The sequence below is a fragment of the Pseudomonas sp. BYT-1 genome (assembly GCF_023611805.1).
Classification (GTDB): Bacteria; Pseudomonadota; Gammaproteobacteria; order Pseudomonadales; family Pseudomonadaceae; genus Aquipseudomonas; species Aquipseudomonas guariconensis.
Map to the genome: position 1 here is coordinate 3,433,714 of NZ_CP072559.1, position 14,014 is coordinate 3,447,727.

General features: G+C 64.6%; 15 protein-coding genes. 9 read left to right on the forward strand and 6 right to left on the reverse strand.

Going from position 1 to position 14,014, the window contains the following annotated elements; genetic code table 11:
- Window positions 1-25 precede the first annotated feature (25 nt).
- A complete protein-coding gene (locus J5X93_RS15925; protein WP_250033739.1) occupies window positions 26-2,590 on the forward strand; it encodes an excinuclease ABC subunit UvrA in 2,565 nt (854 codons plus the stop codon).
- A gap of 17 nt (window positions 2,591-2,607) precedes the next feature.
- Here the strand turns inward: J5X93_RS15925 and J5X93_RS15930 are convergent, their stop codons facing one another.
- Window positions 2,608-3,537 carry a malate dehydrogenase gene (locus J5X93_RS15930; RefSeq protein WP_182942919.1) on the reverse strand — a complete coding sequence of 310 codons (930 nt, stop codon included), beginning with the start codon at window positions 3,535-3,537 and terminating at the stop codon, window positions 2,608-2,610.
- 280 nt (window positions 3,538-3,817) lie between these two features.
- On the opposite strand from J5X93_RS15930, the gene J5X93_RS15935 reads away from it, so the two are divergent.
- Complete coding sequence (locus J5X93_RS15935) at window positions 3,818-4,264, forward strand: MaoC family dehydratase (RefSeq protein ID WP_043207036.1); 447 nt, start codon at window positions 3,818-3,820, stop codon at window positions 4,262-4,264.
- Between the two features lie 14 nt (window positions 4,265-4,278).
- On the opposite strand, the gene J5X93_RS15940 is transcribed toward J5X93_RS15935, so the two are convergent.
- Window positions 4,279-4,674 (reverse strand): tetratricopeptide repeat protein, encoded by a 396-nt coding sequence (locus J5X93_RS15940; RefSeq protein ID WP_070571164.1) that lies wholly within the window; start codon window positions 4,672-4,674, stop codon window positions 4,279-4,281.
- Between the two features lie 422 nt (window positions 4,675-5,096).
- On the opposite strand from J5X93_RS15940, the gene J5X93_RS15945 reads away from it, so the two are divergent.
- The 3 genes from J5X93_RS15945 (at window position 5,097) to lapD (ending at window position 8,046) form a co-directional block, all read left to right on the forward strand.
- Entirely contained in the window at window positions 5,097-5,267 is a 171-nt protein-coding gene (locus tag J5X93_RS15945; RefSeq protein ID WP_167358089.1) for a hypothetical protein, read from the forward strand.
- Window positions 5,268-5,412: 145 nt separating this feature from the next.
- Window positions 5,413-6,090 carry a cysteine protease LapG gene (gene lapG / locus J5X93_RS15950; RefSeq protein ID WP_090344735.1) on the forward strand — a complete coding sequence of 226 codons (678 nt, stop codon included), beginning with the start codon at window positions 5,413-5,415 and terminating at the stop codon, window positions 6,088-6,090.
- A 9-nt stretch (window positions 6,091-6,099) separates the two neighbouring features.
- Window positions 6,100-8,046 carry a cyclic di-GMP receptor LapD gene (lapD, locus tag J5X93_RS15955; RefSeq protein ID WP_102081517.1) on the forward strand — a complete coding sequence of 649 codons (1,947 nt, stop codon included), beginning with the start codon at window positions 6,100-6,102 and terminating at the stop codon, window positions 8,044-8,046.
- Between the two features lie 28 nt (window positions 8,047-8,074).
- On the opposite strand, the gene J5X93_RS15960 is transcribed toward lapD, so the two are convergent.
- Window positions 8,075-8,416, reverse strand: coding sequence for a hypothetical protein (locus J5X93_RS15960; protein WP_043207044.1), 342 nt, complete (start codon window positions 8,414-8,416; stop codon window positions 8,075-8,077).
- 225 nt (window positions 8,417-8,641) lie between these two features.
- On the opposite strand from J5X93_RS15960, the gene J5X93_RS15965 reads away from it, so the two are divergent.
- Window positions 8,642-9,361 carry an EthD domain-containing protein gene (locus J5X93_RS15965; RefSeq protein WP_182942917.1) on the forward strand — a complete coding sequence of 240 codons (720 nt, stop codon included), beginning with the start codon at window positions 8,642-8,644 and terminating at the stop codon, window positions 9,359-9,361.
- Window positions 9,358-10,113: an SDR family NAD(P)-dependent oxidoreductase gene (locus J5X93_RS15970; protein WP_182815394.1), complete on the forward strand. Its 756-nt coding sequence runs from the start codon at window positions 9,358-9,360 to the stop codon at window positions 10,111-10,113. The genes J5X93_RS15965 and J5X93_RS15970 overlap by 4 nt, the downstream gene beginning before the upstream one ends.
- Window positions 10,114-10,172: 59 nt before the next feature.
- Here the strand turns inward: J5X93_RS15970 and J5X93_RS15975 are convergent, their stop codons facing one another.
- The 3 genes from J5X93_RS15975 to J5X93_RS15985 are packed head-to-tail and all read right to left on the reverse strand — an operon-like array spanning window position 10,173 to window position 12,060.
- Window positions 10,173-10,979, reverse strand: a complete 807-nt coding sequence (locus tag J5X93_RS15975) for a DUF3618 domain-containing protein (RefSeq protein WP_182942914.1) — start codon at window positions 10,977-10,979, stop codon at window positions 10,173-10,175.
- Window positions 10,976-11,404, reverse strand: coding sequence for a phage holin family protein (locus tag J5X93_RS15980; protein WP_043207053.1), 429 nt, complete (start codon window positions 11,402-11,404; stop codon window positions 10,976-10,978). Before J5X93_RS15980 ends, J5X93_RS15975 begins: the two co-directional genes overlap by 4 nt.
- On the reverse strand, window positions 11,404-12,060 hold the full coding sequence (locus J5X93_RS15985) for a hypothetical protein (protein ID WP_232092082.1): 657 nt from the start codon (window positions 12,058-12,060) through the stop codon (window positions 11,404-11,406). The genes J5X93_RS15980 and J5X93_RS15985 overlap by 1 nt, the downstream gene beginning before the upstream one ends.
- A gap of 226 nt (window positions 12,061-12,286) precedes the next feature.
- Here J5X93_RS15985 and J5X93_RS15990 point away from each other — a divergent pair, with 226 nt between their 5' ends.
- Window positions 12,287-13,045, forward strand: coding sequence for a gamma-glutamyl-gamma-aminobutyrate hydrolase family protein (locus tag J5X93_RS15990; protein WP_043207055.1), 759 nt, complete (start codon window positions 12,287-12,289; stop codon window positions 13,043-13,045).
- 25 nt (window positions 13,046-13,070) lie between these two features.
- Complete coding sequence (locus J5X93_RS15995; protein ID WP_182942912.1) at window positions 13,071-13,928, forward strand: MBL fold metallo-hydrolase; 858 nt, start codon at window positions 13,071-13,073, stop codon at window positions 13,926-13,928.
- The last annotated feature ends 86 nt before the right edge of the window (window positions 13,929-14,014 follow it).

Genomic DNA, 14,014 nt, shown 5'->3' on the forward strand with positions numbered 1-14,014 from the left:
TTGCCAGCCGCCGAGCCGCCGCCCCATGACACGCACCCCCTCCCCGACCGACCGTGCCCACCTCGAGACCGAAGACGGCTATGTGGTGGTGCGCGGCGCGCGCGAACACAACCTCAAGGATGTGGATGTCGCCATCCCCCGCGATGCACTGGTGGTGTTTTCCGGCGTTTCCGGCTCCGGCAAGTCATCGCTGGCCTTCGGCACTCTGTATGCCGAAGCGCAGCGCCGCTACTTCGAATCCGTAGCGCCTTACGCCCGGCGACTGATCGACCAGGTGGGCGTGCCGGATGTCGACGCGATCGATGGATTGCCCCCGGCTGTGGCGCTGCAACAACAACGCGGTGCGAGCAATGCCCGTTCCTCGGTCGGCAGCGTGACCAACCTGTCCAGCCTGGTGCGCATGTTGTACTCGCGCGCTGGCACCTACCCCAGCGGCCAGCCGATGCTGTATGCCGAAGACTTCTCGGCCAATACACCGCAAGGGGCCTGCCCGGCGTGCCATGGCCTGGGGCACGTCTATGAGGTCAGCGAGGCGAGCCTGGTCCCCGACCCGACCTTGAGCATCCGCGACCGGGCCATCGCCGCCTGGCCACCGGCCTGGCATGGGCAGAACCTGCGCGACATCCTGGTCACCCTGGGCTATGACGTCGACAGGCCCTGGAAAGACCTGCCGCAGGCAGACCGCGACTGGATCCTGTTCACCGAAGAAGCGCCCACCGTGCCGGTCTATGCGGGCCTCACGCCGGCCGAAACCCGCACCGCCCTCAAGCGCAAACTCGAGCCCAGCTACATGGGGACGTTCACCGGTGCCCGGCGTTACGTACTGCACACATTCGCCAACACTCAGAGCGCGCTGATGCGCAAGCGTGTGTCGCGCTTCATGGAGGGTCGCCCCTGCCCAGCGTGCGACGGCAAGCGTCTGAAGCCAGAGGCATTGTCAGTGACGTTCTGCGGGGTGGACATCGGCACCCTGGCCCAGATGCCGCTGGACCAGGTCGTGGCCTTGCTCGAACCGGTCAGCCGAGGCCAAGTCTCTGCCCAGGACACCCGCTCGAGCGAAAAACAACTGGCCGCGCAGCGCCTGGCCGAAGGGGTGTTGGCGCGCCTGCGCACGCTGCAGCAGCTGGGCCTTGGCTATCTCACCCTGGAACGCGCCACACCGACACTGTCGACCGGCGAGCTTCAGCGACTGCGCCTGGCCACGCAACTGAGCGCCCTGCTGTTCGGCGTGGTCTATGTGCTCGACGAGCCTTCAGCCGGCCTGCACCCTTCCGACAGCCAGGCGCTTTACGACGCCCTCGACCGCCTGCGCGACGCCGGCAACTCGGTGTTCGTGGTCGAGCATGATCTGGAACTGATGCGCCGCGCCCAATGGGTGGTGGATGTCGGTCCCGATGCCGGTGAGCGCGGCGGCCGCGTGCTCTACAGCGGGGCCCCGGCGGGCCTGCGCGAAGTGGCCGAATCGCACACCGCCCGCTACCTGTTCGACCAACTGCCCGCCCCCAGCACTCGCGCCCGCACACCCACCGGCTGGCTGGAGCTGAATGCCATCCGACGTCATAACTTGCACGGCGTGGACGCACGCGTGCCGCTGGGTGTGCTCACGGCGGTGACCGGCATCTCCGGCTCCGGCAAGTCGAGCCTGATCGCCCAGGCATTGCCCGAGTTGATGCTGCTGCACCTGGGGCACGAACCTGAGGAGCAAGACAGCGAAGCCAGCACCGAAGGCCCGACGATCATCGAGCGCACCGGCGGTCACCTGGGCGGCGATGTACAGGCCGTGCAACGGGTCGTGCAGGTGGACCAGAAGCCGATCGGTCGCACGCCTCGCTCCAACCTGGCGACCTATACCGGGCTGTTCGACCCTGTGCGCAAACTGTTCGCCGCGACCGACGAAGCCCGCAAGCGCCGCTATGACGCGGGGCGTTTCTCGTTCAACGTGGCCAAGGGGCGTTGCGACACCTGTGAAGGCGAAGGCTTCGTCAGCGTCGAGCTGCTGTTCATGCCCAGCGTCTATGCCCCCTGCCCCACCTGTCACGGCGCCCGCTACAACGCGGACACCCTTGCGGTGCAATGGAATGGCCGCAACATCGCCGACGTGCTGCGCATGACCGTGGAAGAAGCCTGCGATTTCTTCGTCGACGAGCAAGCGGTATCGCGCTCGCTGCAGGTGCTGCGCGAGATCGGCCTGGGTTACCTGCGCCTGGGCCAGCCGGCCACCGAGCTGTCCGGCGGCGAGGCGCAGCGCATCAAGCTGGCCACCGAGCTGCAGCGCAGCCAGCGAGGGCGCACGCTGTACGTGCTCGACGAGCCGACCACCGGCCTGCATGTGGCCGATGCCGACCGGCTGATGGCGCAGTTGCAACAGCTGGTCGATGCCGGCAACAGCGTGGTGATGATCGAGCACGACATGCGCATGGTGGCCCAGGCCGACTGGGTGATCGACATTGGACCCGGGGCAGGCCAGGCCGGTGGCCTGGTCGTCGCGACCGGCACCGCCGCCGAGGTTGCCCAGGTTCAGGGCAGCCGCACCGCGCCCTATCTCGCGCAGGCGTTGGCCCGCGGCACGCCTGAGGGACGCTGCGGCTGAACCCGCGCCCTACAGGCTCACAGCGCTTTCATTTCGCCGATGTCACGCGCCACCTGGTCGGCTGAGTGGTCGAACATCGATTGCTCCTGCGCATCCAGGGGCAGTTCGACGATCCGCGTCAGCCCTTGCTCTCCCAGCACGCAAGGCACCCCCATGGCAATGTCCCGGCGCCCGTACTCGCCCTCGAGGATCGCGACCGCAGGCAGTATGCGGTTTCGACCGTTGGCGATCGCATCCACCATCTGGGCGATTGCCACGCCCGGTGCATCGCATGCGCTCCCCACCTTCTTCAGGCCCAGGATTTCGCCGCCTCCCTGACGGGTACGCTGCACGATCCGCTCGATCTGCTCAGAGGTCAAAAAGTGCGAAAGCGGTACAGAGCCGACCGTGCAGTAGCGCATCAACGGCACCATGCTGTCGCCATGGCCTCCGAGCACCAGCGCCGCGATATCCCGGGCAGAAAAGCCTGTCTGTTCGGCAATGAAGCACTTCATCCGCGCGGTATCCAGCACCCCGGCCTGCCCGAACACCTTGTCGCGGCCCAGCTCACTGAGGCTCCAGGCCCGGTAAGTGAGCACATCGACCGGGTTCGACACCACCAGTACGATCGCCGACGGGGCATGCCGATTGATGTCCCGCATGATGCCGTCGAGTATCGGCAGGTTGATGCTCAGTACATCCTGGCGCGACTGACCCGGCTTGCGCGGCACGCCCGCGGTGATCACCACCAACTCGGAATCCTGCAGCAACTGAGCATCGCCCCCTCCGTAGACCCGGGTATCGGAACCGGACTCGACGGCTGCCTGCCAGACATCCAGTGCCTTGCCCTGCGCCATGTCCCCTTGCACATCGATCAACGTCAGCTCACGGCAGAACTCCTCCCGGGCGATGATTTGCGCCGCCGCCTCACCCACCATTCCGGCACCCACAATGGACAATTTGTTCACCTCACACCTCCTCGCGGCCCGCGCCACCAGCCAGACGCCGCCGATACCAGCAGTATCGGCCCTGGCGAAGGCCTCGCAGTGCTTTCACGACGCAAGGCCGCCTGGGGTGTTGTCGACAGCGAGAGTGGACTTCGAGTCAGGTCAAGGTTTCGCTTGGCGCTTTCCAGCGCCGCGACCTCTGGCTACAAGTGTCGGCCTACTTGAACAAGGCCCCACTATCGCGTTTGATGGGCCGAGCGCAGCGTGCCGCTCCCGGCCTCTGCCCCGTGAGGAGCCTGACATGACCGACCCGATCTATCTGGAGGACCTGGCCGTAGGTGATACCTTCACCAGCGGTGAGCATTGCCTGGATGTTGAACAGATCATTCGCTTTGCCCGTGAGTACGATCCGCAGCCGTTTCACCTGGACGAAAGCCTTGCCAAGGACACGTTCTTCGAAGGGTTGGCCGCCAGCGGCTGGCAGACCAGTGCGCTGACCATGAAACTGTTGGTGAGCAGCCTGCCCCTGGCCCGCGGCGTGATCGGTGCCACTGCCGAGGTTTCCTGGCCGCAGCCCACCCGAGCAGGCGACCGGCTGCGTGTGCAGAGCACCATCGTGAGCATCACGCCCTCGCGCACGCGCCGCGACCGCGGCATGGTGGTGGTCGAATGCATCACGTCCAACCAGCGGGGCGAAACCTTGCAGCGCATGACGAGCAAGGTGCTGTGCTTTGCCCGTGAGGCCTAGGCGCCCTGCCGGGGTCAGTAGCGGATGAGTTGTTCGGCGGTGATCATGCCGCTGGCATCGCCGCCGGCCCGCTCGGAGTCCTTGATCGCCGCAGGCATTGCACCTGAGCGCTGAGCGTTGCGCGCCGCCGTTATCAGCTGAAGATTGCGAGCGTACAGCGCACGATTGGCGCCGACACGAAGGTTGGAGCGGGCCGCCAGCGTCTCGGCCTGCTGGTATTGCCCCTGCTGCAGGCGCAACACACCCAGGTAATGCAAGGTGGCGGGATTGTTCGGTTGTATGTGCAGCGCGCGTTCCAATGTCGCCGCCGCCTGGTCCAGATGACCTTCTGCATATTGCTGCGAGGCGGCTTCGATCAACGCGGTGGAGGCGTTGTTGCTACGGGCTTGAGTGGCACGGCCGCCAGCCATGGCACACTGGGATACGACCACCGTCAGACACAGGCATAAAGCCAACCATACAGGCGTGCTTGGCATCGGAAACGAACTCGACAAGACCGGGTGGACTGCCACACGATGGGCAGGTTTGCAGCCGTCCAGGTTGGCTGGGCCCTTGTTCGGAAGGCAAGGGATGCTATCGACCGGGCCCGCCGCTTGAAGTTCCGCGTCGCCCGGCCTGATCCGCCGCTTTCGCCTCCCCCAAGGCTGGCCTCGGTCGGGATGAGGTTTCCAGCCCTGCAACGGCCAGCGGCCATCAGGGCTGAGCACGCGGACAGGACCAATCGGCCAATTCCGATGGAAAGCCTGCCGTCTGCCAAAAACCAGGCTGCATCCTGGGATCCAAAGGCGTTATGGTTAGCACCATCCCCACGTCAATTGCCATGGAGGCAGTCATGACCACCCTCTTTCGCGCCAGCCTGCTGCTGTTGATCGTCGGCATGATCCTGGGCGACATCGTGCTCGCCAGCGTTGGCTTGTGCGGTGTGTGTGGCATTGCCGTGCATGGCACGATCCAGCAGGATGCCCGGGCAGAGCCGCCCGCCGAATCGGATTTCATTGCATAGCTGGCGCATGGCCATAGCTGGGCGCCTATCATCTACACTGCTCGTTGTCGCCGGGCAGTGACGTGCCCTGCGCTTTTCCCGGACGACAGCACCACGGTTGTCAAGGATCGGTACTCAATAGGCCTTAGCAGTGGCGAAACCCAGGATGCTCGAAACCGTCGTGTGGCGCCTCGGCCTCGCCGTCCTGTTGGCGCTTGTGCTGCTGGGCAGCCTGCGCGCCGATTGGGATTTCTCGCAGATCAGCCGACGGGCCCAGGCCCTCTATGGCCCTCTGGGCCCAGGCCAGGCGCGCATCGATGCCTGGCAGCAGCTGCTTGCCACCCAGCAACAAGGCAGCGAGCTGGAACGGCTGCGGCAGGTCAATCTCTTCTTCAACCAGCAGTTGCGCTACGTCGAAGATATCGACCTGTGGCGCGACATCGATTACTGGGCCACACCGATCCAGTCACTGATCAAGGGCGCAGGCGATTGCGAGGACTACGCTATCGCCAAGTACTTCAGCCTGCGGCGCATGGGCATCCCCAGCGAGAAGCTACGCATCACCTATGTCAAGGCCCTGCGCCAGAATCGGGCGCACATGGTCCTGACCTATTATTCGACCCCACAGGCCCAGCCGCTGGTGCTCGACAGCCTGATGGACGCGATCAAGCCGGCGGGCGAGCGCACCGACCTGTTGCCGGTCTACGCCTTCAACGGTGAGGGTCTCTGGCTGACCGGCGCCTCGGGGAACAAGAAAGTCGGCGATACCAAACGGCTGTCGCGCTGGCAGGACGTGCTGAAAAAGATGCAGGCCGAAGGCTTCCCGGCCGAACCGGTCTACTAAGGAGCGCAGATGTCACTGTTCAAACAATTGCTGTTCGCCATTTGCCTGTTCCTGGTGGTTGCCTTCACCGGCAGCTTCATGGTCAGCCTGGAAAGCTCGCGTAGCCAGTACGTGAACCAGCTGCGCTCGCATGCCCAGGACGGTGCCACTGCATTGGCCCTGTCGCTGACGCCGAACATCGACGATCCAGCCATGGTCGAGCTGATGGTGAGCTCGCTGTTCGACAGCGGGTACTACGCCAGCATCAAGGTCATCGACCTGGCCTCCAACGCCGTGCTCGTGGAGCGCCACGCCGAACCCGACAGCAATGGCGTGCCCGCCTGGTTCATTCGCCTGGCGGGATTGCAGGCCGCCGGCGCGGACGCCATCGTCAGCCGCGGCTGGCAGCAGGCGGCACGGGTCGAGGTGGTCAGCCACCCGATGTTCGCCCTGGCCAAGCTCTGGCAAGGCGCCTTGGGCAGCCTGGGCTGGCTGCTGCTGTGCGGGGCCTTGAGCGCCGTGTTGGGCGCCTTGCTGCTACGCCGCCAATTGCGCCCGCTCGATTACATGGTTGCCCAGTCCCATGCCATCGCCCGCCGGGAATTCCTCAGCCTTCCGGATCTTCCCCGCACGCCCGAACTGCGCCGCGTCGTCCAGGCCATGAACCAGATGGTCGAGAAGCTCAAGGCGCTGTTCCACGAACAGGCCGAGCGCAGCGAGCAGCTGCGTGCCGAATCGTATCAGGACAGCCTCACTGGCCTGGCCAACCGGCGTTACTTCCAGATGCAGCTCAACGACCAAGTCAGCAACGTCGAGGACGCCCGGGCTGGCTACCTGCTGCTGCTGCGCATTCAGGACCTGGCCGGCCTCAACGCGCGCCTGGGCGGGCAACGTACCGATCAGTTGATCCAGGCGGTGGCCGAACAGCTACGCCGCGCTTGCGCCTCCCATCCCCAGACCCGCGACCTGATCGCGCGCAGCCGTGGCGGCGAGTTCGCCGTGCTGGCCCCTGGCCTGGACTCCGAGCAAGCCGTACACCTGGCCCAGGCATTGGAGCAGGCCTTGCACAGCCTGCACCAGACCGAGGCCAGCGATGTCAGCCCGGTGGCCCGCATGGGCCTTGCCCCCTATACGCCAGGCGATCAGCCCGACGCACTGCTCAAGCTGGCCGATGAAGCCCTGGCGCGCGCCGAGCACCAGGGAGCACCGAGCTGGGTGTGCCTGGAACGCAGCGCCGCGACACAGGCACCCGACAGTCAAAATGCCTGGCACTCGCGGCTCGACCGGGCCCTGGACCGGGGGCTGTTCGAGCTGTTCTTCCAGCCGGTGGTCGATTGCCAGGTGCCGAGCCGGATCCTGCATTACAAGGTCATTTCCCGTCTGCACGATGATCAGGGCGAGCCGTTGGCGGCGGGTCGCTTCCTGCCGTGGCTCGAGCGTTTCGGTTGGATGCCGCGCCTGGACCTGTTGATGCTGGATAAGGTCCTCAGGCATCTGGAAGGCCACGATGCCTCCCTGGCACTGAACCTCTCGGCCGCCACCCTGGCCGATGACGGCGCGATGCGCCAGGTCTACGAACAGCTCGGCCATCATCGCGCATTGGCCGCACGCTTGACCCTGGAAATCGGCGAAGAGCAACTGCCCCGGCAGGCCTCGCTCGAGCACTTGACCCGACGCCTGCGCGAGTTGGGCGTTGGCCTGGCGCTGCAGCGCTTCGGCGGGCGCTTCAGCATGATCGGTAACCTGGAAAACCTGGGACTTGCCTACTTGAAGATCGACGGTAGCTACATTCGCCACATCGATCAGGAGCAGCATAAACGCCTGTTCATCGAAGCCATTCAACGGGCAGCGCACAGCATCGACCTGCCGCTGATTGCCGAGCGGGTCGAGTCCGAAGGGGAATCGAACGTTCTGCGCGAAATGGGCGTGCAAGGGATGCAAGGGCGGCGGGTGGGCGAGCCTGCGCCCTGGCGCTGACGTCAGCGCTGCCGCCCCCCGGACGGGGTCAGATCAGACCACCGCCCTCGTCTTCCTCGATCAGGTTGTTCAGGCTGCCGAGCGCCTTGCGCGCCGAAGAGCGGTTGAGCAGTTTGGACTGAGCATCCGGCGGCAGGTCGGTGATGCTGATCACGCCCTTGGTGGTCAGCACGTCGATCAGGTCTTCGAGCACACGGATCATGTCCAGGTCACTCTGCTTGAGCTGGCGAAGGCTGTTTTCCACCACATCGTCCGCGAACCAGGCCTGGATTTCGCCATGGTCGGCAGGGAGTATTTCGGTGTAGTCGGCGTAAGGAGCGGCTTCGACCCGCAACAGTTGGCCTGCGGCATCGCGTTGCACGTAATACATGGTATCGACCCTCGTGACGTGTTGGTTTCGCCTTGTCTGGCCTTTGCGCGAATACATTTCATACAGCCCCTCGCTACGCAGCATAGGCAAAGATCGCCCGGCAACAAGTAAGGCGAGCCTGCTCATCGGCGCGGGATAGTCCGTTTGGAGGATTCCTCTGCAGCGACGGCGATCAACCATGGTCACGGTCATCTCTCAACCATGCCTTGTGTCAAGGAGCGCTCCGTGCAGAAAGTCATCTACCTGCTTTGGCAAACCGAGCACGACACGTTCGATTCGTTCTCACAGCAATTGAGCGGCCCCCTCGCCGACCGCCTGCACACCCTCGGCGCCCGGCACCTGCAGCTGAACCTGGCCGACGCCGACGTGAGCGCCGCCAACGGCTTGCGCCAGACACAGGCAGGCCCCCTGCCCCAGGCCGTACTGAGCTTCTGGCTGGACAGCGCCGTCGGCGAATTCCGCCGCCCATTCGACGAGGCCTTGCAGGCGATCTGTTCGCGCATTGCGGGGTACCTGGTCTGCGAGTCGGTGCCCATCCGCAACACGCGATTCCCCGCCAGCCCCGGCCAGCGCACCCACGGCTTCTCGCAACTGGCCTTCCTGCAACGGCCGACGCGCTTGAGCCACGAGGCCTGGCTCGAGGTCTGGCAAAACCACCACACACGGATAGCCATCGATACCCAGGACAACTTCCAGTACGTGCAAAACCTGGTGGTGCAGGTGCTCACCCCTGGCGCCACCGCGTTGGCGGCCATCGTCGAGGAATGCTTCCCGCCGGCAGCCATGGACGATCCGCAGGCGTTCTTCGATGCGCCGGGCGATGAGGCGAAGTTCCAGCACAACCTGGCGCTGATGATGGACAGCTGCCAGCGCTTCATCGATTTCGACCAGCTGGGCGTACTGCCCACCAGCCAATACCCCCTGTCTCTGGAATTCCTCGCATGAACCGTCTTACCGGCAAGACAGCCCTGGTCACCGGCGGGGGTCAGGGCGTAGGCCAAGGCATTGCCCTGGCGTTGTGCGCCGAGGGCGCGCGGGTGGCCGTCGCAGGACGCACACTGGCCCCCTTGGAAGCGACCTGCGCGCAAATCCGCGCGCGCGGTGGCGAGGCACTGGCGGTGGTCTGCGACGTCACCCAGGCGCAGGCCATCGAGCAGTGCGTGGCCCAGGTGCTGGAAGCGTTCGGCACGATCGACATCCTGGTCAACAACGCCCAGATCGTACCCCTGGGCCGATTGCTGGAGGTCAGCGACGAGGCCTTCGCCCAAGGCATGGACTCAGGCCCCCTGGCCACCCTGCGCTTGATGCGTGCATGCCACCCGTATCTGCGGGGCGGCGGCGTGGTGGTCAACCTGGCCTCCTCTGCCGCAGTGCGCTGGGACGCCTGCGGCTATGGTGCCTATGCGGCGGCCAAGGAAGCCATCCGCTGCCTCAGCCGCGCAGCCGCATGCGAATGGGGGCCTGATGGCATACGCGTCAACGTGATCGCGCCCCACGCCTTGTCTCCAGGGCTCGAAGGCTGGATGCAAGCCCACCCGCAAGAAGCCGAAGCGTTCCTGCAGGGCATTCCGCTGCGCAGGGTCGGGGATTGCGAAAACGACATCGGCCGGACGGTCGCGTGGTTGGCCAGCGACGAAGCAGGCTATCTGACCGGCGCCACCCTGCCGCTCGATGGCGGCCAGGCGTTCTGGGGTTGAGCATGCAGTAGCGCCAGCCTCCTGGGATGCTCCGGAGGCTGGCGGCCATTACCGGCAGATCAAGGTGGAAAACCCAACCCTGCGGAAAGATCGGCCCCCTTGGCATCACGCGCCGTGCCAGGCGCCTGCTGCCCCGAGGTATCGTCGACGGCATGTTTCACCGACGCCTTGAGCCCCTCGCCCTTGGCCTTGAGCGCGTCGGTGACCCGATCGCTGCTGGGCCCCATGAGTCGATCCTCCTGACGCGTGCCGGGCAGCGCAGCGCCCAGCGCCGCCCCCAGAAGTACGCCCAGCGCGGCCAGCACCAGCGGCTGCTCCTTGAGCAGGTGATCCATCTGGCCCTTCAGGGCGGTGGCCTGGTCGCCTATCTGATGTGCGCGGCTGCCCAAGGATTGGGCAGATTCGCTCACCGAGGCGCGTGCGCTCTGGCCGAGCTCGCTGGCGCGGTCCCTCGCATCGTGGGCTTTGCTGCGCACCTTGTGGCTGGCATCGTGCACCGTCTGGGCGGCTTGGGCGAATGCACCTTTCACGGAATCGACCGCATCGCCCAGTTTGTCACCCAGCCCAGGCCCTGTGGATGCAGGGCCTGGATTGAAGGGCCGGTGCTGGTTAAGGCCCAGCCAAGCCAGGCCCAGGACCGTCAGGGTCGCAGGTACCGGATTGTTCTTGAGGGTGGTGCCCAGGTTGTGCAGGAACTCGCCACCATTGCCTTTGCCATAGGCAAGCAGCCTGTCGACCAATTGCCCAGGGCTCAGTCGTTGCTCCAGTGCATCGACCAGTTCGTTGATGTGCTCGCGCTTGGCGTTGATTTCCTGCTCGAGCAAGTCGGGGTCTTTTTGTGCGTCGCGTTCGAAGGTGCTGGTCATGGCAGTTTCCTCTTCAAGGTGTCCTTGTCCTGCTCCATGGCATGCAACGTACGGTCAGGTCTGAGGTGCGAAGGCTCGAACTGCTTCTTGCCCGATTGCACCATGATCAAGCCGACGATGACGGTGACGGCACCCACGATCAGCGCAGCCAGCCACGGCTCCAGCACCATCGCCAGGGCATAGACCGCCGCCAGCAGGAGGATGACAAAACCTGCCAGCAACACGATCGCGCCGGTCGCTACGGCCGCCGTGCCGGCCTTGAGCGTGGCCAGGTTCTGTTGCAGTTCGGCCTTGGCCAGTGCCAGCTCCTTGGCGAACAGTTCCGGGACTTCGCGCATCAATTGGCGCAGCAGGCCCGTCACGCCCACGGGATCGTCGACCGTCGAATGTGCAGTTGGGGTGTGTTGCAAAGGGTCCTTGTTCATCACTCGCCTCCTTTGAGTGGATCGCGATCCAGTGGGCTGTCAGTCACCGGCCTTCCGGCGCCGAGCCCCACAGGGTCGACGGGGGTGTAGGGTTTGTGGGTGGAAACATCGCTCGCCCGATCGGGCACGGCTGGTAGGGTGTGATCGGGCTCAGGGCGCGCGTGCGTCGTAGGTTGAGGGGGTTCGGCGGTTGCGTGGCGGTTGCTGGCACTGGCGAAACGCGACAAGGCAAATCCCACCGCCACGCTGCCTGCGAGAAAGAGCGCAGGATTGTCCCGCGCCAGCTGTGCACCTCGCTGTAGCAGGCTTTCGGCACTTTCATGACGAACCTGCTCGGCGAAGCTGCCGATGCAGGCGGCCGCCTCGTTCAGATAGTGGGAAAGCCCTAGGCTGTCATGGCCCTCAAGCTCCGAAGCCGCCGAACGCGCGCCTTCCTTGAGAGCGTCGAGCTGCTCCGCCGCACGGTCGCGGTATTGCTCGTACTGGTGGGTACCTTGGGTTTTCGCATCATCGAGCAAAGCTCCGGCTTCATCGGCAATGGCGTGGAGGTGATCCTGTGTACTGCCCGGCCTGGAGGTGGCGCTGGGGTCGTTTTTTTCCATCATGACGTCCTCGAAGTTGACGATTGGGTGAATGCCGGAACTTGCGACATTCATTCGAGGGACGTGGGCGCAACACAGGGAGTTCAGTCCAAGCGATCGGCAACGGTTCGCCGGGGTGCCAATGGCTCGTGCACGATCCATTAGGGCCGTGCTTTAGCGCGCACCTGCCTGCGCCGATTTCCCAAACCGCCTGCATACGCAGTTTGAACGTTCGGGACAGGGCGGCATCCTTTGCCAAGACACAGGTTGTTTTTCTCTCGAAACCAGTAGGCCTGAAGGTATGGCACGTCTTCCTGTAATCGGCATAGTGGCAAGCTCCTGGAAAATCGGCCCCCATGCGGTGCAGATCATGGACGACAAATACGGGCGCGCCGTTGCCTTGGCTGCCAATGGCCTGCCTGTCGTGATTCCTGTGTTCGCCGAGCTTCTGATGCCCCGCGACATCATAGAGCGTGTCGACGGCCTGCTGTTTACCGGGTCGCCCTCGAACATCGAGCCACATCACTACCAAGGTCCTCCCAGCCCACCCGACACCCCGCATGATGCGGCCCGTGACCATCTGGCCCTGCCGCTGTGGCGCGAAGCCGTCGACGCCGGCCTGCCGGTATTGGGCATCTGTCGAGGGTTCCAGGAAATGAACGTCGCCTTCGCCGGCACCCTTGAACAGCGGTTGCCAGAAACCGGCACCGAACATCAACCGCCGAGCAACGAGCCGGTGGAAGACCAATATGCGCGCACACACAACCTGACCGTGTTGCCAGGCGGTGTGCTTTATCGTCTGGGCCTGGCGGGCCGTATCGAAGTCAACTCGGTCCATGGCCAGGGTATCGCCGAGGTGGGCAAAGGCTTGCGTGTCGAGGCCGTCGCTGAGGACGGCCTTGTGGAAGCGCTTTCGGTAGAAGGCAGCCAGAGCTTTGCCCTGGGCGTGCAATGGCATCCTGAGTGGCAGGTCATGTTCAACCCGGATTACCTGGCCATTTTCAAAGTCTTCGGCGACGCCTGTCGACAACGCGCTCAGCAGCGTTGCGCACGCCGTTGAGGGCTCGGGCCACTGGAGGAAGACCATGCACATTCATCATTTGAACTGCGGTTGCATGTGCCCTTGGGGCGGTGCGCTGTTCGACGGCTACAGTCCAGGCCTGACGGCGACCGTGCCGTGCCATTGCCTGTTGGTCGAAACCGAGCGTGACGGGCTGGTACTGGTCGACACGGGTTTTGGCTACAACGATATCCAGCACCCACAGCGCTTGAGCCGCTTCTTTCGGCTGTTCAACAACATCCGCCTCGACCACCGCCTGACAGCCTTGGATCAGATCAGGCGGCTGGGCTTCGATCCGCGGGATGTCAGGCACATCGTGCTGACGCACCTGGATTTCGACCACGCCGGCGGGCTGGAAGACTTCCCTCAGGCCCGGGTACATGTGATGGGCGAGGAAATATCGCATGCCACCCAGGCCGGTGGCTGGATCGGATCACGGCGTTACCGCGCCCGCCAGTGGCAAGCCGTGGCGGATTGGGAGTTCTATCCCGGGCTGGGCGAACAGTGGTTCGGCTTCGATGCCGTGCGTGCGCTGATCGATGTCCAGGACGACATTCTGTTGGTACCCCTGGGCGGCCATACCCATGGCCATGCCGGGATCGCATTGCGCACCGGACAGGGCTGGCTGCTGCATGCCGGCGATGCGTATTTCCACCACCTGGAGGTGCACAGCCCCCAACGTCGCTGCCCGCCAGGCATGCGTCTGTATCAGCGCATGATGGACACCGACCACAAATTGCGCCTGGCCAACCAGCGTCGCCTGCGCGACCTGGTCCTGACCCAGGGGCCGGGACTGGAGGTGTTCTGCAGCCATGACCGATGGGAGATGCAGTATGCCTTGACCAACCAGCAGGAAAAGGATGCCCGGTGTCAGCGAGCCTGACCATCGAGCGTTTGGCCTGAACTTCCTCAGGCTGTCCAGCTTCCTCTACTTAAACCACCACCGGCCCAACAGGCGGTTCCGTTTGC